The organism is Pseudomonas sp. ICMP22404, from assembly GCF_006227205.1.
Taxonomy (GTDB): Bacteria; Pseudomonadota; Gammaproteobacteria; order Pseudomonadales; family Pseudomonadaceae; genus Aquipseudomonas.
Genome location: NZ_VCNG01000030.1, coordinates 1 through 25,707 on the forward strand (window position 1 = coordinate 1; position 25,707 = coordinate 25,707).

At 63.7% G+C, this 25,707-nt stretch carries 2 protein-coding genes; both read right to left on the reverse strand.

The genetic code is table 11. From position 1 onward, the window contains the following. Positions 1–9,180 (reverse strand): non-ribosomal peptide synthetase (locus FGE05_RS29355; RefSeq protein ID WP_176563048.1); only part of this gene is annotated, 9,180 nt, incomplete at its 3' end. Next, positions 9,177–25,667: an amino acid adenylation domain-containing protein gene (locus tag FGE05_RS29360; protein ID WP_373682533.1), complete on the reverse strand. Its 16,491-nt coding sequence runs from the start codon at positions 25,665–25,667 to the stop codon at positions 9,177–9,179. The genes FGE05_RS29360 and FGE05_RS29355, both read right to left, overlap by 4 nt. Positions 25,668–25,707 lie beyond the last annotated feature (40 nt).

Sequence of the window (25,707 nt, forward strand, 5' to 3'; positions counted from 1 at the left end):
GCCACCGATGTAGATCTCCCCGGCCACGCCCATAGGCACCGGTTGCTGGTGGGCGTCGAGCAGGTAGATCCGGGTGTTGGCGATCGGCTTGCCGATCGGCGTGCTGTCCGGCGTCTCGGCACCGGAACAGTCCCACGCCGTCACGTCGACGGCCGCTTCGGTCGGTCCATACAGGTTGTGCAAAGACGTCCGTGGCAATTGCGCCTTGAAGCGCCGCACCAGATGGCCCGGCAAGGCTTCGCCGCTGCACATCACCTGGCGCAACCCCTCGCACTCGCCAGCCTCGCCATGGGCCAGGAATACGTCCAGCATCGACGGTACGAAGTGCATCGTGGTGATGCCTTGGGTCTGGATCACTTCGCGCAGGTACGCCGGATCGCGATGCCCGCCCGGACGCGCCATCACCAGCCGCGCGCCGGTGAACAGCGGCCAGAAGAACTCCCACACCGAGACGTCGAAGCTGAACGGGGTCTTCTGCAGCACCGCGTCCGCGGCGCTCAGTGTGTAGGCGTCCTGCATCCACAGCAGGCGGTTGACCACCGCGCCATGCTCGTTCATCACGCCTTTGGGCAGGCCGGTCGAACCGGAGGTGTAGATGACGTAGGCCAAATGGCAGGCATGCAGGCCCGAGACCTGCGGATTGCCGGTCGGCTGCGTGGCGCAGTCTTCGTCTTCGAACACCATCACCCTGGCGTCGGTCGCGGGCAGGCTCGCCTGCAAGGCGCGTTGGATCAGCACCACGGCTGGGGCGCTGTTTTCCAGCATGTAGGCCAAACGGTCGGCCGGATAATCCGGGTCGAGCGGCACGTAGGCGGCGCCCGCTTTCAGGATGCCCAGCAGCGCCGCGACCATGTCCGTGCTGCGGTCCATGCAGACAGCCACGCGGTCATCCGGGCGAATGCCCAGGGCAAGCAACCGGTGGGCGATCTGGTTGGCACGGTGGTTCAACTGCGCGTAACTCAGCTGCTCTGCGTCAGCCACCACTGCAATGCCGTCTGGTGACGCCAGTGCCTGCGCTTCGAACAGACCGTGCAAGGTCAACCCTTGCGGATAGTCGACGGCCGTGGCGTTGAACGCTTCCAGCAGGTGTTGGCGCTCGACTGCCGGCAGGCTCTCCAGCTCGTACGGCGGCGTGTCGGATCCTTGCTCCAGTGCGGTTACAAGGCTCTCGAGGGTGGTTTGCATGTACTCACCGATGCGTTGCGCACCGATTCCGCGCGCCACCTGCACCACCAGGCTGAACCCTTCGCCCTCATCATCCACGGCCAGCGTCAACGGGTAGTTGGTACGTTCCTCACCACCGATGGACTCGATCCCCTGCCACGCCGACACCATCTGCGCGGTGACTTCGACCGAGCAATGGCGATAATTGAGCATGGCACTGAACAGCGGCGTCGGCGCTACCACGCCACTGCAACGCTGGGCCAGGGCCAGCGGAGCGTGTTCATGACCGAGCAGTGCGGTGAGCCGTTGATGCGTGGTTTTCACACCCTCCCGCACACCGCACCCAACCAGGCTCACCCGCAACGGCAGGGTATTGATGAACATGCCCAGCGCATGATCGGCACCCTCTCCGCCTTGCATCCGACCCAGCAGCACCGTGCCGAAGACCACTTCGTCGCGTCCGCTGACACGGCCCAGCACCTGTGCCCAGGCCAAATGCATCAGGCTCGCCGCACTGACACCCAACTGCCGCGCCTGGCCACGAAGACGACGACACAGCCCCGCCTCCAGCGCCAGCTTTACCTCCTCCACGCCGTTACCGTCACCTTGCACATCCCGCAGGCCGAACGGCAGCGTCGGCTCATCGATATCGCCAAGCATGTCGCGGAAGAACCCTTCGTGCTCCTCCTGGCTGACGCCGAGGCGCGCCTGGGTCACGTAGTTGCGGTAAGGCACCGCAGCACCCAACTGGTCGGCCCTGCCGAGCAAGTGGGCCTGCATTTCCCGCTCCAGCACCTCCAGCGCGGTATGGTCCAGCACCGAGTGATGGAACAACAGCATCGCCACCCAGCGCTGATTGGCGACATCTTCGGCGAACACCAGGCGCAACAACGGCGCCTGGCGCATATCCAGCCGGTAATGACGGGCATCGAAACGCTCATACATTTGTGCAACAACTTCTGCGCCGTCAGCTTCCGGTTCGAATGCCTCGAAGCTGAGTTGCGCCCGACGCCACACGACCTGCACCGGTTCGTCGAGCCCTTCCCAAGCCATCGATGTCCTGAGGATGTCATGGCGATCGATCACCTGCTGCAACGCCTGGGCGAAGCTGTCCAGACGACTGCGGTCATCAAAACCGAACAGCGTCTGCAACACGTAGGGGTCACCTCTGTTTGCGGTCAGATGGTGATACAGGATGCCTTCCTGCAACGGCGCCAGGGGGTAGATGTCCTGGACGTTGCCCGCACCACCCGGCACGCTCGCCACGATCCGGTCGATGGCCTCCTGGCTCAGAATGGCCAGTGGCAACATGTCCGGGGTGATCCGCTCGCAACCTTCGACAATGGCATTGGCCGGTACCACCACATCGCGATGCCCACCCACCGCAGCGGCCAATGCCCGTAGCGTTGGCTGGCTGAACAGGTCGCGCACGTCTACCGACAGACCGGCCTGACGCATCCGCTCGATCAACCTCATCGCCAGCAGCGAATGACCGCCCAGTTCGAAGAAATGATCGTGACGGCCGACCCGTTCCACCTTCAACAGGTCCACCCACAAGCCGGCCAGGGTCTGTTCGATTTCCCCCTGCGGCGCCTCGTAGGCTTCGCTCGCGTAGGCCTCGGCATGCGGCGCGGGCAGCGCCTTGCGGTCCACCTTGCCGTTGAGTGTCAGAGGGAAAAGCGGCAGGAACACGAACGCGCCGGGCACCATGTACTCGGCCAGGGTTGCGGACAACTGCTCCCGCAGCCCGGCCACAGTCAACGTGACTTCCGGCTGCGCAACGACATAGGCCACCAGGCGTTTCTCGCCCGATTCATCAGCCCGCACCATCACCACGGCATCCTGCACCCCTGCACAGGTGACCAGTCTGGCTTCGATTTCACCCAGTTCGATCCGGAAACCCCGGATCTTCACTTGATCGTCGTTACGCCCCAGGCACTCCAGGCTGCCTTCCGGCAACCAGCGGCCAAGGTCGCCCGTGCGGTACAACAACGCACCAGGCTCGTCGCTGAACGGATCGGCAATGAATTTCTCCGCAGTGAGGTCGGGGCGGTTCAGATACCCCTTCGCCACGCCTTTGCCGCCGATGTAGATTTCGCCGACGACACCCAACGGAACCAGTTGCTGACGCGCGTCCAGCACGTACACCTGGGTATTGGAGATCGGTCCGCCAATCGGCACGCTCTGCGCGTCTTCGGCCACCGCCTTCACTTCCAGCGTAGTGGCGTAGGTGGTGGTTTCAGTCGGGCCATAGCAATGCACCAGGCGCAACGCCGGCGCCAGGCTCAGCAGGCGCCGGAACGACGCCACATCGGCCCGTTCGCCACCGCACAGCAGAATACGCAGACCAGCCATGGCCTCAGGAATCAGTTGCACGTACTGATTGAAGATCGCCGTGGTCACGAACAACACCGTGGCCCCCGAGTCACTCAGCACCTGGGCGAAACGTGCCGGCTCAAGCAGCGTCTCATGGTCGATCACCACCACCTGCCCACCGTTGAGCAGCGCGCCCCACACGTCCATGGTACTGGCGTCGAACGCCGGATTGGAGGCAAAGGCGATCCGGTCATGCTCATTGAAGTCGGCATAACCGTTGTTGATCACCAACCGATTGATTGCCCGGTGTGGAACCAGTACGCCCTTGGGCTGCCCCGTGGAGCCTGAGGTGTACATGATGTAGGCAATCGACTCGCTGGACTGTTCAAGCCCTGGATTGTGGCTGGCCCCGTGCGGTTCCAGCGTGTCCAGGTCAACGCGGCGCACGTTCGGGGGTATCGACTCGCTGCTGGACGACAATACAAAGAGTGCCCGGCAATCCGCGAGCATGAATCCCTGCCGCTCCAGCGAAGCATTCCGGTCCAGCGGGACGTAGGTCGCCGCGCACTTGAGAATGGCCAACTGGCTGGTCAGCAGATCGATCGAACGCGGCAACAAGATCGCCACACAGTCGTTCGGTTGCACGCCAAGACCGATCAAGTGATGGGCCAGGCGGTTCGCTTGCGCGTTCAGCTCCCCATAAGTCACTTGCCGCTGTCCATGTTTCACCGCAATTGCCTGCGGCAAGAGGGCCGCCCGGGCCTCGAACAGCGCCAGCACGGTCTCGTCCTGAGGATAGATGCGCCGGGTGGCGTTGAAGTCCACCAGCAACTGGTCGCGCTCGATCTGCGGCAGGATTTCCAGACGGTTGAGCGGGGTTTGCAGCGCTTGCTCCAGCGCCTGCACCAACCGCTCGAGCGCGGTGTGCATATACGCACAGATGCGGCTTGCGCCAACGCCTTGCGACACCAGGGTACTCAGGGAAAAGCCGTCGCCCAGGTCGTCCACCGACAGCGCCAGCGGATAGTTCGTGCGTTCTTCGCTGTCCAGGGCTTCCATGCCCTGCCAGGCGGCCGTGGCCTGCGCCGAGATGCCCCCGGCGGCGCTGTGCCGATAGTTCAGCAAGGCACTGAACAGCGGGGCCGGAGCCGCGACGCGGCTGCAACGTTGCGCCAGGGCCAGCGAAGCATGCTCATGACCAAGCAATGCAGTCAGCCGCTCGTGGACCGCCTTGACCCCGGCCTCCGCGCCCTGTTCATCCAGCATCACCCGCAGCGGCAAGGTGTTGATGAACATCCCCAGGGCCCGGTCGGCGCCTTCGCCGCCCTGCATCCGCCCCATCAGTACGGTGCCGAACACCACATCCTCGCGCCCGGACAAGCGCCCCAGCACCTGTGCCCAGGCCAGATGGTGAAGGCTGGCGGCACTCACGCCCATCCGGCGTGCCTGGGCCCGCAGACGGCGACTCAAATCGGCATTCACCGCGAGCCGCGCTTCCTCGATACCGCGACCGTCACCCTGCACCTGCTGCAAACCGAGGGGCAGCGTCGGCTCATCGACATCACCGAGCATGTCCCGGAAAAAGGCCTCGTGCTGTTCCTCGCTGATACCCAGGCGCGCCTGGGCCACGTAATTGCGGTACGGCATCGCTGCCGGCAATTGTTCCTGCTGCCCCAGCAGGTGCATCTGCATTTCCTGTTGCACCACGTCCAACGCGGTATGGTCCAGGGCGATGTGGTGGAACAACAGCATCGCCACCCAGCGCTCGTTGAGCGGGTCATGGGCAAATCGAAGACACATCAGCGGAGCCTGGCGGATATCGAGGCGATGATGACGGGAATCGAAGCGCGAATGCAGCTGGGCCACGACGTCGCCATCCGATGCTTGTGCATCGAACGGTTCGACGCTCAGGACGGCCTTGCGCCAGACCACCTGCATCGGCTGTTCCAACCCCTCCCACAGCACCGAAGTCCGCAGAATGTCGTGGCGATCGATCACGCCTTGCAGCGCTTGCGCGAAGGCATCCAGGCGCGGCTTGTCCTGGAAGGCGAACATCGCCTGCAGCACATAGGGGTCGCCCTGTTGCGCCGAGAGGTGGTGATAAAGAATACCGTCCTGCAGGGGCGCCAGCGGGTAGATGTCCTGGACATTCGCGGCACCGCCCGGCACCGTTGCGACGATCCAGTCGATGGCATCCTGGGTCAATGTGGCCAGGGGCAACATGTCCGGGGTGATCCGTTCACAACCGGGAGCGATACCGTTGGCCGGCACCTGGACTTCATTGCCGCTGCCCACCGCCGCGGCCAGTGCCGCTAGGGTCGGTTGGCCGAACAACACCCGTACATCGGCGCTCAAGCCGACCTGGCGCATCTGCTCGATCAGGTTGACCGCCAGCAGGGAGTGACCGCCCAGTTCGAAAAAGTGATCGTGACGCCCCACCCGCTCGACATTGAGGATCTGCGTCCACAACTTCGCCAGGAGGGTTTCGGTTTCGCCCACGGGCGCCTCATAACCGCGCGTCAGGATCGACGCCTGGTCCGGCATCGGCAAGGCCTTGCGATCGAGCTTGCCGTTGGCAGTCAGTGGCAAGGCATCGAGCCGCACATAGGCAGCCGGTACCATGTAATCCGGCAAGCGGGTTTGCAGGTGGGTGCGCAGCGCTTCGATATCCACGTTGTCGCAAGGCGGTTGCAATGTGAAGTAGGCGACCAGGCGCTTTTCCCCCGGCACGTCTTCACGAACCAGTACCGCCGCGTCTTTTACGCTCTCGTGTTGTGCCAGTCGGGCTTCGATCTCGCCCGGCTCGATGCGGAACCCGCGGATTTTCACCTGACCGTCGTTCCGGCCCAGGTATTCGATGTTGCCGTCTGGTAAATAGCGCCCCAGGTCACCGGTGCGGTACATCAAGGCCTGTGGGTTGAACGGATCAGGGATGAACTTCTCGGCGGTCAGCTCCGGCCGGTTCAAATAGCCGTTCGCAACGCCCAGGCCGGCGATATACAACTCGCCGGGTACACCGTGGGGCACGGGCCGATGCTGGGCGTCCAGCAGGTAGACCCGAGTGTTGCCGATCGGACGACCAATCGGAATGCTGCCCGCGTCGACCGACTTGATCTCGTAGGTGGTCGAGAAGGTGGTGGCTTCCGTTGGTCCGTAGCCGTTGAGCAGATGCTCCGGTGCGCCGTGTTCCAGGACGCGGCCAATCACGGTCGGATCCAGCACATCGCCGCCGACGATCAGGTAGCGCAGTTGCCTGAACACTGCCATCAGGCTGGCGGCGTACTGGTGAAACAGCCCCGCCGTCATCCACAACACATTGACCGACTGTTCAAGCAGGAACGTTGGCAGCCGTTCCTGGGACAGCAATACGTCCTGCTCCACCACAATCACACAACCGCCATTGAGCAACGGTGCCCAGACTTCCAGGGTGCTGGCGTCGAAAGCCGGGTTCGAAGCGAACGCCACGCGATCCTGCTCGTTGAAGTCGGCATAGCCGTTGTTGATGACCAGCCGGGAAATGGCCCGGTGCGGCACCAGCACGCCTTTCGGTGTGCCAGTGGAGCCGGAGGTGTACATGATATAGGCCGGTGCTTCGCTCGACTGCGGCGGCGCCCCGTTCCAGGTCGGCAGTCCCTCCAGGTCGAGGCTATCGAGATCCACCCGCCGCACGCCATCGGCCAGGCTCTCGGTACCGTGGGTCAACACCAGCACGGCCCGACTGTCCTGCAGCATGAACTGCTGGCGCTCCGCGGGTGCATTGACGTCCAGCGGCAGGTAGACCGCCGCGCACTTGAGGATCGCCAGTTGACTGATCAACAGGTCCAGCGAGCGCGGCAGCACGATGGCCACCGTATCCTGGGGCCGCACACCGAGGTCAATCAGATGCCGGGCCAAGCCATCGGCTTTGGTATTCAGTTCACGGTAGGTCAGGGTCTGTCCTGCCTGTACTGCCGCCAGCGCATCCGGACGGGCCTGCGCCTGCGCCTGAAACAAGGCATGAACCGTTTGCGCCTGCGGATAAGCGCGATCGGTGTGGTTGAATGACTGCAAGACTCGCTCGCGCTCCTCCTGCGGCAGCACCGACAGGTCGTTGAGCAGTGACTCCGGAGCGCATTCCAGTGCGGTGATCAAGTACTCGAGCGCCGCCTGCATGTAATTGCAGATGCGTTGTGCACCGATCTGCCCGCTCGCCTGCACCTCCAAGGCAAAGTCATCGGAGAAATCATCCACCGAGAGGATCAGCGGATAGTTGGTCCGTTCCTGCGCGCTCAGGGCTTCAATACCCTCCCAGGCCTGGAGCACTTCCGGCCCGGGAACCTGGTCCGCACCCGCGCTGTGGCGGTAGTTCAACAGTGCGCTGAACAGCGGCGCCGGCGCCGCCACGCCGCTGCACCGTTGTGCCAGGGCCAGGGAGGCATATTCATGACTGAGCAAGGCGCTCAGCCAGCCATGGGTGCTTTTCACCCCGTCGCGCACGCTCTGCGCGCCCACGCCCACCCGCAACGGCAAGGTATTGATGAACATGCCCAGCGCCCGGCTCAGGCTTTCACCGGCCTGCATGCGCCCCAGCATCACGGTACCGAACACCACATCTTCACGCCCCGAGACGCAGCCCAGCACCTGGGCCCAGGCCAGATGGAAGATGCTTGCCGCGCTGACCCCGAGCTGACGCGACTGCATCCGCACCCGGCGACTGAGCTCCTGGCTCAGCGGTTGATGGTGCTCTTCGATGGCGCTGCCGTCGCCCAGCACATCCTGCTGGCCGAACGGCAAGGTCGGCTCATCCAGATCACCCAGCATCTTGCTGAAGAACGCCTCATCGGCCTGGCGCTGACCCGCCTGGCGGGTTCGCGCCACATAGTTACGGTAAGGGATAGCCGGCTGCAACTGCCCGGCCTGTCCCATCAACCAGGCTTGCATTTCGTTCTGCACGACCGCCAATGCGGCATGGTCCAGAGCCATGTGATGAAACAACAGCATGGCGACCCAGCGCTGGTTGGCGGGGTCCTCGGCACACACCAGCAACAGCAGCGGTGCCTGGCTGAGATCCAGGCGATAGTGACGAGGGTCGAAACGGGCTTGCAGTTGCGTAAGGACGTCGCCCTCGGCCAGCTCGGCGCTGATGTCCTTGACGCCCAGTCGAGCCTGGCGCCAGACCACCTGGAGCGGTGCCTCCAGATTCTCGCGGACGATGGCCGTGCGCAGGATGTCATGGCGATCGATCACGTGTTGCAGGGCATCGACAAAGTCCGACAGACGCTCGCGATTGCTGATGCTGAAATGCGCCTGCAGGACATAGGGATCGCCCTGGGTCGCGGTCAAGTGGTGATAGAGGATCCCTTCCTGCAAGGGTGCCAGCGGATAGATATCCTGCACATTGGCCGCCCCGCCCGGCACCGTGGCGACGACGCGATCGAGGGTCGGTTGATCCAGTGTGACCAGCGGCAGCATTTCTGGCGTGATCCGAGCGCAATCGACAGCAATGCCATTGGCTGGAATGTCGACCTCAGCGGTCTTGCCGTCGTCATACTCGCCGCTGTTGATCAACTCGATCAGTTTGGCTTTGTGCTCTCGCAACAAGGCCAGTACCGCCGGCTCCTTCAATGACTGTTTCCGGCCCCGTACAACGAGCTGGTCGCCGTTGACCGAAAGCTGTACGTCTTTTTCTTTTAATGTCGCCAACAGTTCGATCACACTCACAGGACAATCTCCATTTTTTCTGTCATGGCCGCGTATTCCGAGAGCGTGGGTTGCTCGAACAGCGTCCGTACATCGGCTTCCATGCCCTCCTGGCGCATCCGCTCCATCAGGCTGACGGCCAGCAAAGAGTGCCCGCCCAGCTCAAAGAAGTGATCGTGACGGCCAACGCGTTCCACGTTGAGGACCTCGGCCCACAGGCGGGCCAGATTGATTTCGGTTTCGCCGATCGGGGCTTCGTAACCACGGGTGATGACCGACGTCAGATCCGGTGCCGGCAACGCCTTGCGGTCGAGCTTGCCGTTAGGGCTCAACGGCAATGCGTCGAGGCGCACGTAGGCCATCGGCACCATATGGGCCGGCAGGTGTGCCAGCAGGTAGACACGCAGTGCCTCGATGTCCGTCGTTTCGTCCGGCGAACAGGCGGTGAACCAGGCCACCAGGCGCTTGTCGCCCGGCACCTCTTCACGGACCAGGACCACGGCCTCCTTCACCACCTCGTGCTGGGCGAGCCTGGCTTCGATCTCCCCCAGTTCAATGCGGAAACCGCGGATCTTCACCTGATCGTCGTTACGCCCCAGGTATTGCAGGGTGCCGTCGGGCAGCCAGCGGCCAATGTCGCCGGTCTTGTACAGGCGGGCATCGGCCCGCTCGCTGAACGGGTCGGCGATGAAGCGTTCGGCGCTGAGCTGCGGCAGATTGAGGTAACCGCGTGCCACGCCGACGCCACCGATGTGGATCTCACCGGGAACGCCCACCGGCACCAACTGGCCGTAACTGTCCAGCACATGCAATTGCATGTTGCGGATCGGTCGGCCGATCGGAATCGAGCGGTTGCGGTAGGTGTCCAGATCGGGATCGACGGTGTGCCAGGCAACCACGTCACTGCACTCGGTGGGCCCGTAGCTGTTGATGATCGCTGGCCGTGGCAGCGGCAGTTTTTCCAGCATGGCGACCTGGATCGGTTCGCCACCCAGTACCACCCGTTTCAGGCAGGCCAGTGACGCGTGGCGATCGGCGTCCACCAGTGCATGGAAGGCGCTGGGGGACATGTTGAGGTGGGTGATCCCGGCCTCGGCGACCTGGGCGACGATGGCGCTCGGGTTGAACGGTTCTTCGGCCAGGTGCAACGAGGCGCCGACCATCAACGGGGCGAGGATATTCTTCTGGGTCAGGTCGAAGTTATAGGACGAGGCCAGCAGCACCGCATCGCCGGCATGGAAGGCCAGGTCGTCGAGGTACCAGTCCAGCAGGTTGTTCAAGCCGCGATGTTCGACCATCACACCTTTTGGCAGCCCGGTGGAGCCAGAGGTGTAGATCACGTAGGCCAGGTGGCCCGGCGTCAGATCCGTTGCCTGTGGGTCGTGGTCCGGTTCGTCCTGCCAGACACCGGCATCCAGGTCGATCAGTGGCACCGCCCCGTGGGACAGCAGGCCCCTGGTCCGGGCTTGCGTGAGTGCGGCAATCGGTGCGCTGTTTTCCAGCATGTAGGCCAGGCGATCCGCCGGGTAAGCCGGATCCAGCGGTACATAGCCACCGCCGGCCTTGAGCACCGCCAGCAGGCCGACCACCATGTCCGCGCTACGCTCGACACAGATCGCCACCCGCGAATCCGGCTGTACGCCCTGTTTACGCAGGTAATGCGCCAACCGATTAGCCCGGGCATTCAGCTCGCGATAACTCAGGCGTTGTTCGCCATGCACCACCGCCACGGCCTCAGGCGTGCGATGCGCCTGGGCTTCGAACAGCTCGTGAATGAACGATTGCTGCAGGTCATCGGCTTCGTTGGCATTGAATTCCAGCAGCAACTTGCGGCGTTCGTCGTGGGGCAGGATGGACAACCGATGCAACGGCGCTTCAGGTGTCTGCTCCAGCATCACGATCAGACTTTCCAGCGTCTGTTGCACGTAGCCGCACAGGCGCTGCGCACCAATGCGTGCCGGCGTCATGACCGTGAAACTGAATGCCTCGCCTTGGTCGTCGACGTTCAAGGTCAACGGGTAATTGGTCCGCTCTTCACCACCGAGCACCTGGATACCGCTCCAGGCCGACAGCGCCTCGGTCGAGGTCAGCGCGCCGGTATGGCGGTAGTTGAGCAAGGCACTGAACAACGGCGTCGGTGCTTCCACGCCGCTGCAACGTTGCGCCAGGGCCAACGAGGCGTGCTCATGGCCGAGCAACGCGGTCAAGCGTGCATGGGTTGCCTTCACGCCCGCACCGACAGCGGTTTGCCCCAGGCTCACCCGCAGCGGCAAGGTATTGATGAACATCCCCAGCGCCCGGTCGGCACCCTCGCCGCCCTGCATCCGGCCCACCAGCACGGTCCCGAACACCACGTCCTCCTTGCCCGACACCTTGCCCAGCACCTGCGCCCAGACCAAGTGATACAGGCTGGCCGCGCTCACGCCCAACTGACGGGCCTGGGCTCGCACCCGTCGACTCAGATCGGCATCGACGTCCTGGCGAAGCTCTTCGATGCCACTGCCGTCGCCTTGCACATCCTGCAAGCCGAACGGCAGCGTCGGTTCGTCGAGGTCACCCAGCATGTCGCGGAAGAACGCTTCATGAGCCTCAGAGCTCACACCCAGGCGGGCCTGGGCCACGTAGTTGCGATACGGCACAGAGGCCGACAGGTGCTGCCCCTCGTCGAGCATGTGCGCCTCGATTTCCGCAGACAGCACCGCCAGCGACGTCGCGTCGTCCACCAAATGATGGAACAGTAGGATCGCCACCCAGCGCTGGTTCGCCGGGTCTTGCGCATAAGCGATGCGCATCAGCGGCGCCTGGCGGATGTCCAGGCGATAGTGCCGCGGATCGAAACGCTGGTGCAGTTGCATGGCGATATCGCCTGCCGCCGGATCCAGCGACACCGATTCGACCTGCAACCGAGCATCGCGCCAGACTACCTGCACCGGCTCGGGCAGGCCTTCCCAGATCACACCGGTGCGCAGGATGTCGTGGCGGGCAACGACCGCTTGCAACGCCTCGGCAAAACTTTCCAGGCGCGTGAAGCTGTCGAAACCGAACATCACATATTGCAGGTAGGGATCGCCCTGGGCGGCGGCGAGATGGTGATACAGAATGCCTTCCTGCAACGGCGCCAGGGCATAGATGTCCTGCACATTGGCGACGCCGCCGGGCACCGTGGCAACGATCCGCTCGATGGCGTCCTGGTCCAGATCGGCCAGGGGCAGCATGTCCGGGGTGATTCGCGTGCAGCCAGCGGGAATGAGGTTGGCCGGCACCACGACTTCGTGGACACCGCCCACGGCCGCAGCCAACGCAGCCAGGGTCGGCTGACCGAACAACACCCGGACGTCGGCGCTCAGGTCGACCTGACGCATGCGCTCGATCAACTTCACCGCCAGCAGCGAATGACCGCCCAATTCGAAGAAGTTGTCATGGCGTCCGATCCGCTCCAGGTCCAGCAGGTCTTGCCATAGAGCGGCGATGGTCGTCTCGACCGTCCCCTGCGGAGCTTCGTATTCACGGGTTGCCACCGCCGACCGATCCGGTGCCGGCAAGGCCTTACGGTCCAGCTTGCCGTTGGTGGTCAACGGGAAGGCTTCGAGCATCACGAAGGCACTCGGCACCATGTAGTCCGCCAGCGAACCCAACAACTCGGCACGCAGGTCGGCAGCGGATGGCTGCACGTCTTCCTTGGCGATGACATAAGCCACCAAGCGCTTGTCGCCCGGCTCGTCTTCGCGGGCGATGACCACCGCTTCGCTGACACCCGCACAGGCCGCCAGTGTTGCTTCGATCTCACCCAATTCGATACGGAAGCCACGGATCTTCACCTGGTCATCGTTACGGCCCAGGTATTCGATGCTACCGTCCGCCAGCCAGCGACCGAGGTCGCCGGTCTTGTACATGCGGGCGTTCGGTTCATCGCTGAACGGGTTCTTCAGGAAACGCTCGGCGGTCAGTTCGTCGCGGTTCAGGTAACCGCGGCTCACACCCGCACCACCGACGTACATTTCACCCACCACGCCCACTGGTACCGGCTCGCGCCGCGCGTCGAGCACGTACAGTTGCAGGTCGGGAATACGCCCGCCAATCGGGCTGACGCCGACCAGTTGGGCATCCGCCGCGCACAGTGCACGGTAGGTCACGTGCACGGTGGTCTCGGTGATGCCGTACATGTTCACCAGTTGCGTACCGGCATTGATTGCCCGGGCGTACCACGGCTTGAGAATGCCGGTTTCCAATGCTTCGCCGCCGAAGATCACCTGGCGCAGGCAGTGGCTCAAGTCGCTTTCGCCCTGGGCCCCGATCAACTGGCGGAACGCGCTTGGCGTCTGGTTCAGCACCGTGACGCCCGCCTCGCACAACAGTGCGTAGCAGTCCTGTGGCGAACGGCTGACCAGTTGCGGCACCACCAACAAACGACCGCCATGGGTCAGCGCGCCCCAGATTTCCCAGACCGAGAAGTCGAAGGCGAAGGAATGGAACAACGCCCAGACGTCATGCGGGCCGAAGTCGAACCATGGTTGCGTGGCCGAGAACAGTCGCGCGACGTTGCGATGCTCGACCATTACCCCTTTCGGTAAACCAGTGGAACCGGAGGTGTAGATCACATAGGCCAAGTGCCGGGACGTCAGCGTCTCGAGACCAGGGTTGTGCTGCGGTTGTTGCGCGATACCCGCTGTTTCAGGCTGATCGAGCAGCAATACGGAGGCAGACAGCCCGGGCAGATGAGCTAACAGATGCGACTGGGTGAGCAATGCCACCGGCGCGCAGTCGTCGAGCATGAACGCCAGGCGCTCCTGAGGATAAGCCGGATCCAGCGGCACATAACCGGCACCCGCCTTGAGGATGCCCAACAGGCCGACAATCATGTCCAGGCCACGCTCGACGCAGATCGCCACCCGGTCATCCGGACGAATGCCCAGGGCCAGCAGGCGATGGGCGAGCTGGTTGGCCCGTGTGTTGAGTTCGCCGTAGGTCAGCGTGCGGTCCTCGAACACCACAGCCACGGCGTCGGGTTGCGCCGCCGCCCAGGCCTCGAATTGCCCGTGGATCAATGCATCATCGGCATACACCGCGTCCGAAGCATTCCAGGTCTCCAGCAACTGCCGACGCTCGGCCGCAGGCAACACCGTCAGGCTGTGCATCGGCGTTTGCGGGGCGTACTCCAAGGCATCCACCAGGCTTTGCAGGGCAACCTGCATATAGCCACTGATGCGTTGGGCACTGAGCTGCGCATCCACCTGGACCGTCAGGCTGAAATCGTCACCCAGGTCATCGACATTCAATGTCAGCGGATAGTTGGTCCGTTCCTCGCTGGACAGCCTCTGCATGCCGCTCCAGGCCGACAACACTTCGTCCGTTATCTGAGTCGCACTGTGCCGATAATTCAGCAGTGCGCTGAACAGCGGGGTTGGCGCGGCCACGCCGCTGCAACGCTGAGCCAGGGCCAGCGACGCATGCTCGTGGCCCAACAGGCCGGTCAAGCGCCCGTGGGTCATGCGGACCGCGTCACGCACACTCTGCTCATCCACCGGCACACAGACCGGCAAGGTATTGATGAACATGCCCAGCGCCCGGTCGGCTCCTTCGCCGCCCTGCATCCGGCCCAGCAATACCGTGCCGAACACCACTTCTTTCTGTCCGGTCGCCATGCTCAAGACCTGGGCCCAGGCCAGATGGACCAGGCTCGCGGCGCTCACACCGAGCAGTCGCGCCTGGGTCCGCAGACGAAGGCTCAGCGCTTGACCGAGCGCTTCGCTTACTTCCCCGATGCCGCGTCCGTCGCCTTGCACCTGTGCCAACCCGAAGGGCAGCGTTGGCTCATCGACGTCAGCCAGCATCTCGCGGAAGAACGCCTCGTGTTCCGCCTCGCTCATGCCCAGTCGGGCCTGGGCCACGTAGTTGCGATACGGCACGGCTTCAGTCAGTTGCCCGGCCTCGCCGATCAAGTGCGCCTGCATCTCGTGTTGCACCACTTCCAGCGCAGTGTGGTCCAGCGCCATGTGGTGGAACAGCAGGGTCGCCACCCAACGCGCCTGAGCTTCATCCTGGGCATAGACCAGCTGCAGCATCGGTGCTCGACGTAGGTCCAGGCGATAATGGCGAGCATCGAAGCGGCTCGCCAGTTGCGTGGCGACATCGCCGGCCGTGGCATCGGCTTCGAAGCATTGCGGCTCCAGCAGGACCTTGCGCCAGACCATCTGCAGCGGTTCGTCCAGACCTTCCCAGGCCACGCTGGTGCGCAGGATGTCGTGACGGTCGATCACCCCCTGCAACGCGTCGACGAACGCGTCGAGACGCTCACGGTTGTCAAAGGCGAACTGCGATTGCAGCACATAGGGGTCGCCCTGTTCGGCGGCCAGGTGATGATAGAGGATGCCTTCCTGTAGCGGCGCCAGCGGGTAGATGTCCTGCACATTGGACGCGCCACCCGGAACGGTGGCGACGATCCGGTCGATCGTTTCCTGGTCGAGGCTCACCAACGGCAGCATGGCCGGGGTGATGCGCCCACAGCCGGACTCGATGAGATTCGCCGGCACCTCGACTTCCTTGCCGCTGCCGACGGCGGCCGCCAGCGCCGCCAGGGTCGGCTGACTGAACAGCACCCTCACATCGGCGCTCAAACCGACCTGGCGCATGCGCTCGATCAGGGTCACTGCCAGCAGCGAATGGCCACCGAGTTCAAAGAAGTGGTCGTGACGCCCCACCTGCTCGACCTTGAGCACCTCGGCCCAGAGCCGGGCCAGGGTGGTTTCGATCTCGCCCAGTGGGGCTTCGTATTCGCGACTGGCATAGGCATCGGCATCCGGGGCCGGCAGCGCGCGGCGGTCCAGCTTGCCGTTGGCAGTCAATGGGAAGGATGGCAGCACCACAAAGGCGCTGGGGACCATGTACTCGGCCAGCGTGCTTGCCAACTGGCTGCGCAGGTCGTGTACCGACAGGCTGACGTCCGCTTCCGGAATCACATAACCCACCAGGCGTTTCGGCCCGGCTTCATCCTGCCGCGCCAGCACCACGGCGTCTTTCACGCCGACGCACTGGCCCAGCCGCGCCTCGATCTCGCCCAGTTCGATACGGAAACCACGGATCTTCACCTGGTCGTCGTTACGCCCCAGGTAATCCACGGTGCCGTCCGTGCGCCAGCGCGCCAGGTCGCCGGTGCGGTAGAGCAAGGCCGCCGGATCGGCGCAGAACGGGTCGGCGACAAACTTCTCGACGGTCAGCTCGGGGCGGTTCAGATAGCCGAGAGCGACACCGTCACCGCCGATGTACAGCTCGCCGGTCACGCCCATCGGCACGGGCTGCTGGTTCGCATCCAGCACGTAGACGCGGGTGTTGCCGATAGGACAACCAATCGGGATACCACCCTCGCCCACGGTTTGGATTTCATACGTGGTCGTGAACGTCGTGGCTTCTGTCGGACCATAGCCGTTGAGCAGATGCTGCGGCGCGCCGTCTTTCAAGACGCGACCGATCACCGCCGGATCGAGCACATCTCCGCCCACGATCAGGTAGCGCAGCTGTTTGAACACCGGCAGCATGCCCGCGGCGTACTGGTGGAACAACCCAGCGGTCATCCACAGCACACTGACCGACTGCTCGGTCAACAGCGCCGCAAAGCGCTCCTGGTCCAACAATACATCCTGCTCGACCACCACCACGCAACCGCCGTTGAGCAACGGCGCCCACACATCGAGAGTACTGGCATCGAAGGCCGGGTTCGAGGCGAACGCCACCCGGTCCTGCTGGTTGAAATCGGCGTAGCCGTTGTTGATCACCAAGCGGTTGATCGCCCGATGCGGCACCCGCACACCCTTCGGTATTCCGGTGGAACCGGAGGTGTACATGATGTACGCGACTGATTCGGCGCTCAGGGTCAGATCGAGGTTATCGGCGGATTCATCCAGCTCGACGTTATCCAGGTCCACCCGTTGCACACCTTCAGGCACAACCATCGTGCTCAGGGTCAGCACCAACCGTGCGCCACTGTCCTGGACCATGAATTGCTGGCGCTCGACCGGTGCGTTGATATCCAGCGGCACGTAGACGGCAGCACATTTGAGCACGGCCAATTGACTGACCAGCAGGTCGCTCGAACGTGCCAAGCCAATAGCCACGCTGTCGCCCAATTGAGTACCCAGACCGATCAGATGACGGGCCAGGCGGTTGGCCCTGGCGTTGAGTTCGCGGTAAGTCAGGTCACGCCCGGCATGGACCACGGCAACGGCGTCGGGATGCGCCTGCACCTGGGCTTCGAACAGGCCATGGACGGTGCTGTCCCGTGGATAGCTGCGAGTGGTCGCGTTGAAGTCTGCCACCACCTGCTGGCGCTCCTCCGCCGGCAGGATCGACAGACTGTCCAATCGCGTCTGCGGTGCCTGCTCCAGGGCCTCCACCAAATGTTCCAGCGCGACGTTCATATAGACACAGACCCGCTGTGCGCCGATCTGCGGTACAGCCAGCGCCGTCAGGCCGAAGCCTTCGCCCAGGTCGTCCACCGAGAGGCTCAGCGGATAGTTGGTGCGTTCTTCGATGTCGAGGGTCTCGATGCCTTCCCAACCGGCCAGGGTCTCGCTCGAATGCTCGTCAACCGCGCTATGCCGATAATTGAGCAACGCACCGAACAACGGCATCGGCGCGGCTACGCCGCTGCAACGCTGGGCCAGCGCCAGGGAGGCATGCTCGTGCCCCAGCAGGCCGGTCAACCGGGCGTGAGTGGCCTTCACGCCGTCACGCACGCCCTGGTCGCCCACATCCACCCGCAACGGCAAGGTGTTGATGAACATGCCCAGCGCCCGATCAGCCCCATCGCCACCCTGCATCCGCCCCATCAGTACGGTGCCGAACACCACATCCGGTTTGCCGGACACCTGGCCCAGCACCTGCCCCCAGGCCAGGTGAACCAGGCTGGCCGCACTCACGCCGAGCTGGCGCGCCTGGGCTCGCAGACGCAGGCTCAACGACAGGTCGACAGGCAGCCTGGCTTCCTCGATATCCCGTCCATCCCCCTGCACATCCTGAAGACCGAACGGCAGCGTCGGCTCGTCTACATCACCGAGCATCTCGCGGAAGAACGCTTCGTGCTCCGCTTGGCTCACGCCCAGGCGAGCCTGGGCCACATAGTTGCGATACGGCACAGCCGCGGCCAGCGGCTCGGCCTCGCCCAACAGATGTGCCTGCATCTCGTGCCGCACCACCTCCATGGCGGTGTGGTCCAGCGCCATATGGTGGAACAGCAGCATGGCGACCCAACGCTGGTTGGCCGCGTCCTGGGCAAACACCAGGCGCATCATGGGCGCCCGGGTGATATCGAGACGGTAATGCCGTGGATCGAAACGCTCCTGCAACAGGGTAGCGACATCGCCCGCCCCGGCTGCCAGCGCCACCTCATCCACCGCCAGCGGCGCGTTGCGCCAGACCACTTGCATTGGCGAATCGAACCCTTGCCACACCACGCTGGTACGGAGGATGTCGTGCCGGTCGATGACATGCTGCAACGCATCTGCAAAGGCCGACAGCCGATCCCTACTGCATACTTCAAACAGGATTTTCAACACATAGGGATCGCCCTGCTCGGCGGCCAGGTGATGGTAATGGATACCTTCCTGCAGCGGCGCCAACGGGTAGATGTCCTGCACATTGCGCGCGCCGCCCGGCACCGTTGCCACGACCCGGTCAATTGCTTCCTGATCAAGCTGGATCAGCGTGAGCATGGCTGGCGTAATCCGTTCACAGCCGCAGGCGATCAGGTTCGCAGGCACCTTGACCTCCTTGCCGCTGCCGACGGCCGCGGCCAGCGCCGCCAGGGTCGGCTGGCTGAACAGCACCCGCACGTCAGCGCTCAAACCGGCCTGGCGCATGCGCTCGATCAACGTCACCGCCAACAGCGAGTGACCGCCCAGCTCGAAGAAATGATCATGACGACCGATGCGCTCGACGTTGAGCAGGTCTTGCCATAGCTGTGCCAACGTGGCTTCGACTTCGCCTTGCGGGGCCTCATAGGCCCGTGTGGCGAGTGAGTCAAGATCCGGCGCCGGCAGTGCGCGACGATCCAATTTGCCGTTGGCGGTCAGCGGCCATGCGTCGAGGCGCATGTAGGCCACCGGCACCATGTACTCCGGCAGTAGCCCTTGCAGATGGGCGCGCAACGCCTCGATGTCCACGTCCTGCGCTTGAGTGAAGTAAGCCACCAAGCGTTTCTCACCCGGCACGTCTTCGCGGGCCAGGACCACGCAGTCCCTCACAGCATCATGTTGTGCGAGTCGGGCTTCGATCTCGCCCAGTTCGATGCGGAAGCCACGGATCTTCACCTGATCGTCGTTGCGACCCAGGTAATCCACGGCGCCGTCGGCACGCCAGCGCGCCAGGTCGCCGGTGCGGTAGAGCAAGGCCGCCGGATCGGCGCTGAACGGATCGGCAACGAATTTCTCGGCGGTCAGTTCCGGACGGTTCAGGTAGCCTTTCGCTACGCCATCGCCACCGATGTACAACTCACCCGCCACACCCACCGGCACCGGCTGCTGGTTCGCATCCAGCACGTAGACGCGGGTGTTGCCGATAGGTCGACCGATAGGGATACCGCCCTCGCCCACGTTCTTGATTTCATAAGTGGTGGTAAACGTCGTGGCTTCGGTCGGGCCATAGCCGTTGAGCAGATGTTGCGGTGCGCCATCTTTGAGCACGCGCGCGATTACCGCCGGATCCAATACATCGCCACCCACGATCAGGTAACGCAGTTGCTTGAACACCGGCAGCAGGCCGTCGGCGTACTGGTGGAACAGCCCGGCGGTCATCCACAACACGCTGACCGATTGCTCGGTCAACAGCGCCGCGAACCGCTCCCGGGACAGCAACACATCCTGCTCGACCACCACCACGCAGCCGCCGTTGAGCAACGGCGCCCAGACGTCGAGGGTACTGGCATCGAAGGCCGGGTTGGAGGCGAACGCCACCCGGTCCTGCTGGTTGAAATCGGCGTAGCCGTTGTTGATCACCAAGCGGTTGATCGCCCGATGCGGCACCAGCACGCCCTTCGGCATCCCGGTGGAACCGGAGGTGTACATGATGTACGCAACCGACTCGGCATCCTGGGTCAGGTCCAGGTTATCGGCAAACTCGTCCAGCTCGACGGTATCCAGGTCCACCCGTTGCACACCTTCAGGCACAACCAGCGTGCTCAGGGTCAACACCAGCTGTGCGCCACTGTCCTGGACCATGAATTGCTGGCGCTCGACCGGTGCGTTGATATCCAGCGGCACATAGACGGCAGCACATTTGAGCACGGCCAATTGACTGACCAGCAGGTCGCTCGAACGTGCCAAGCCAATAGCCACGCTGTCGCCCAATTGAGTACCCAGACCGATCAGATGACGGGCCAGGCGGTTGGCCCTGGCATTGAGGTCGCGGTAAGTCAGGCGTTGCTCGTCATGGACCACGGCAACGGCATCGGGATGCGCCTGCACCTGTACTTCGAACAAGTCATTGACGGTCCGGTGCTGCGGATAACGACGGCAAGTGGCGTTGAACCCCATCAACACTTGCCGGCGCTCGACTTGCGGCAGCACCTCCAGACTGTGCAGGCATGTCGTGGGGTTGAACTCCAGGGCCTTGGCCAGGCTGTGCAGGGCGGTTTCCATGTAGGCACAGATCCGCTGCGCGCCCACGCCGTGGCTGGCCAGGACGGTCAAGGCGAAGTCTTCACCCAGGTCATCCACCGACAGGGTCAGCGGATAGTTGGTGCGTGCTTCACCGCCCAGGGTTTCGATGTCCTGCCAGGCCGCCAGGGTGTCCTGTCCGTTGGCTTGTTCGCTGGAGTTACGGTAGTTGAGCAAGGCACTGAACAGCGGCGTCGGCGCGGCCACAGCGCTGCAACGCTGGGCCAGTGCCAATGGGGCATGCTCATGCCCCAACAGGGCGGTCAGTCGACCGTGCACTTCCTTGACGCCGGCCTTGACGTCCCGCTCATCGACACCGACGCGAAGCGGCAGGGTATTGATGAACATGCCCAACGCACGATCGGCCCCTTCGCCGCCCTGCATCCGGCCCATCAGGACCGTGCCGAATACCACATCGCTCCTGCCCGAGACCCGGCCCAGCACCTGCGCCCAGGCCAAGTGGTGCAGGCTCGCCGCGCCCACGCCCGACTGGCGGGCCAGACGCCGCAGGCGACGGCTCAGGTCGCTGTCGAGCAGCTGTGTCGCCGTCTCGATATCGTCACCGTCGCCCTGTACATCGTGCAGGCCAAACGGCAGCGTCGGCTCATCCACATCGCCGAGCATGTCGCTGAAGAAGCCTTCATGTTCTTCACGACTCACCCCCAGGCGGGCCTGAGCCACATAGTTGCGGTACGGCGCGGGGGTGTCCAACTGGTCAGCCTGACCCTGCAGATACGCCAGCATTTCGCGCTGCACCACTTTCATCGCCGCATGATCGAGGGCGATGTGATGGAACAGCAGCATCGCGATCCAGCGCTGGTTGGGCTGATCTTCCGCGAACGCCAGGCGCATCAGCGGGGCCTGGGTCAGGTCAAGGGCATAGTGCCGGGCATTGAAACGACTGTGCAGTTGTTCGCTGACGGCACCGGCCTGTGGATCCGCAACGAACGCCTCCAGCCCCAGACGCGCCTCGCGCCAGACCACTTGCTGAGGTTCATCGAGGCCCTCCCAGACGATGGCGGTACGCAGGATGTCGTGGCGATCGATCACCACTTGCAGGGCCTGGACAAACTCATCCAGGCGCGCGCGGTTGTCGAAGGCGAACTGCGACTGCAATACATAGGGGTCGCCCTGTTCGGCAGCCAGATGGTGATAGAGGATGCCTTCCTGCAACGGCGCCAGCGGGTAGATATCCTGTACGTTGCCCATGCCACCCGGCACTTTCGACGCGATATGGTCGATGGCCTCCTGATCCAGGTGGGTCAGTGTGAGCATGTCGGGGGTGATCCGCGTGCAACCCGGCGGGATACCGTTGTCCGGCACCACGATTTCGCTGCCACTGCCCACCGCTGCCGCCAGCGCCATCAACGTCGGCTGGCCGAACAGCACGCGCACGTCGGCGCTCAAGCCGGCCTGGCGCATCCGCTCGATCAGGCTGACGGCCAGCAGGGAATGACCACCGAGTTCGAAGAAGTGGTCATGACGGCCGACGCGCTCGACCTTGAGCACCTCGGACCAGAGTTGTGCCAGGGCAATCTCTGTTTCGCCTTGCGGGGCTTCGTAACCACGGGTGATCAGTGCATCGTGTTCCGGGGCCGGCAAGGCCTTGCGGTCGAGCTTGCCGTTAGGGGTCAACGGCATGGCATCGAGACGCACATAGGCCACAGGCACCATGTATTCCGGCAATTGCCCTTGCAGGTGGCTGCGCAGGGTCTCGATGTCCACCGCTTCTGACTGGGTGAAATAGGCCACCAGGCGCTTATCGCCCGGTACGTCTTCGCGGGCCAGCACCACCGCCTCCTTCACGGCGTCGTGTTGAGCGAGCTTGGCTTCGATCTCGCCCAGTTCGATGCGGAAACCACGGATCTTCACCTGGTCGTCGTTACGGCCCAGGTATTCGATATTGCCGTCCGGGAGATAGCGGCCGAGGTCGCCGGTCTTGTACATGCGGGCGTTTGGAACAGCACTGAATGGATCTTTCAGGAAGCGTTCGGCGGTGAGGTCATCGCGGTTCAGATAACCCCGAGCCACACCGACACCACCGATATAGATTTCCCCAGGAACACCCAATGGCACCGGCTGCTTATGCTCATCCAGCAGGTAGAACTGGGTGTTCGCGACCGGCTTGCCGATATGGGCGTCAAAGCCGTCTTCCCGGGCCATGGAGACCCAACTGGAATAGGTCGTGGTTTCCGAAGGACCATAGAGGTTGCACAAGCGCTTGACTGAGGTCTGTTCGAACAGTGCCTCCACCAGACTGCGCTTGAGGGCTTCACCGGCCACGTTCACCGTATCCACGCCCTCGCTCAAACCACCGGATTCCAGCAACGCCTTGAGCGCCGACGGCACGGTGTTGATCAGGGTGATGTCGTGCTCGCCCTGTTGCAGTTCCAGCACATTAGTGACCACCTCGATACTGCCGCCGCTAGTCAACGGCGCGAAGCACTCGTAGACCGCCAGGTCGAAGTTCAGCGAGGTCGAGAACAGGGTTTTCGACAGGGTTTGGGCATCGAACGACCGATGGGCCCAGGTCAGGAAGTTCACCGTGTTGCGGTGTTCGATCATCACGCCTTTCGGCAAACCGGTCGAACCGGAGGTGTAGATCACATAGGCCAGATGCGACGAGGTCAGCCCTGCAATCTCTGGATTCGAGACGGATTCGTCCTGCCAGCGCCCGCTACCGAGATCGATCACCGGCATCGAAGCACCGGCCAACAAACCAACCGTTGCCGATTGGACCAGGACCACGGCCGGAGCGCTGTCTTCCAGCATGTAGGCAATCCGATCCGCTGGATAAGCCGGATCCAGCGGTACGTACCCACCGCCCGCCTTAAGAATCGCCAGCAGCCCGACCACCATGTCGATACCGCGTTCGACACAGATCGCCACCCGCGAGTCCGGCCGCACGCCCTGCCCGCGCAGGTAATGCGCCAGGCGGTTGGCTTGCTCGTTCAGCTCGCTATAGCTCAGGCGTTGCTCGCCATGCCGCACGGCCACTGCGTCCGGCGTGCGCTGCACCTGCTGCTCGAACAACCCATGAACGGTCTGCTCCAGCGGATACTCGGCCTCGGTGGCGTTGAACGCCACCAGCAGTTGCTCACGCTCCGCTGCGGGTAGAATCGGCAGATCGGCCAGCGACGACTCAGGCGCATACTCCAGCGCCCGGGCCAGACTCGCCAGCGCGGTTTCCATATAGGCACAGATCCGCGGCGCGCCGATCCCGCTCACCACCTGGACGGTGAGGCTGAAACCTTCGCCCAGATCGTCCACCGACAGCATCAGCGGGTAGTTGGTCCGTTCTTCACCACTGAGCACCTCAATACCGCTCCAGGCAGACGGGGCCTGGTTCGCATCGGTGTGACGGTAGTTGAGCAACGCACTGAACAGCGGCGTCGGTGCCGCCACCCCACTGCAACGCTGCGCCAGTGCCAGGGACGCATGCTCATGCCCGAGCAGCGCGGTCAAGCGGCCATGGGTCGCTCTCACGCCTGCACGGACGGCGGCCTGCCCCAGGTTCACCCGTAGCGGCAAGGTGTTGATGAACATCCCCAGGGCGCGGTCGGCGCCCTCGCCGCCCTGCATCCGGCCCATCAGCACGGTGCCGAACACCACGTCGTCCCGGCCCGATACACGGCCCAGCACCTGCGCCCAGGCCAAGTGGACCAGACTTGCCGCGCTCACACCAAGCCGGCGTGCCTGAGTCCTCAGGTCATGACTCAAGCTGCTGGCGAGCGCCAACGTGGCTTCTTCGATCCCCTGTCCTGCGCCTTGCACATCGTGCAGGCCGAACGGCAACGTCGGCTCGTCCACATCGCCAAGCATGTCGCGGAAGAAACCTTCGTGCTCCTGCTGGCTGACGCCCAGGCGCGCCTGGGCCACATAGTTGCGATAAGGCATCGCCGCCGCCAACTGCCCGGCCTGTCCGAGCAAGTGCGCCTGCATCTCATGGCGCACCACTTCCAGTGCGGTGTGATCGAGCGCCATGTGATGAAACAACAGGGTCGCTACCCAACGCTGGTGGGCTGCATCCTGAGCAAAGCGGATGCACATCAACGGCGCCTGGCGGATATCCAAGCGGTGGTGCCGCGCATCGAAGCGTGCTTGCAACTGACCGGCGATGTCACCGTCCTCATCCCGCAGCAACACCTGCTCGACGCCGAGCGACGCGTTGCGCCAGACCACTTGCACCGGCTCGTCCAAGCCCTCCCAGGCCATGGCTGTGCGCAGGATGTCGTGGCGATCGATCACGCCTTGCAAGGCCTGGGTGAAATCGTCCAGGCGTTCGCGGGTGTCGAAGGCGAACTGCGCTTGCAGCACGTAGGGGTCACCCTGTTCGGCCGCCAGGTGGTGATAGAGGATGCCCTCCTGCAACGGCGCCAACGGATAGATGTCCTGCACATTGGCCGCACCGCCCGGTACCGTCGCGACGATACGGTCAATGGCATCCTGGTCCAGCGATACCAGTGGCAGCATGGCCGGGGTGACGTGTTCACAATCCGAAGGAATCAGGTTTGCCGGGACACTCACTTCGCTGCCGCCACCGATGGCCGACGCCAGCGCAGCCAGGGTCGATTGATTGAACAGGATACGCACATCGGCACTCAGGCCGGCCTGACGCATCCGTTCGATCAGGCTGACGGCCAGCAGGGAGTGGCCGCCCAGTTCGAAGAAGTGATCGTGACGACCGACGCGCTCGACCTTGAGCAGGTCCTGCCAGATCTGCGCCAGGGCGGTTTCAACTTCGCCCCGGGGGGCTTCGTAGCCACGGGTGATCAGTGCATCGTGTTCCGGGGCCGGCAAGGCCTTGCGGTCGAGCTTGCCGTTGGGGGTCAGGGGCAGTTCATCGAGGTGCACGTAGGCCACGGGGACCATGTAGGCCGGCAGTTGCCCTTGCAGATAGCTG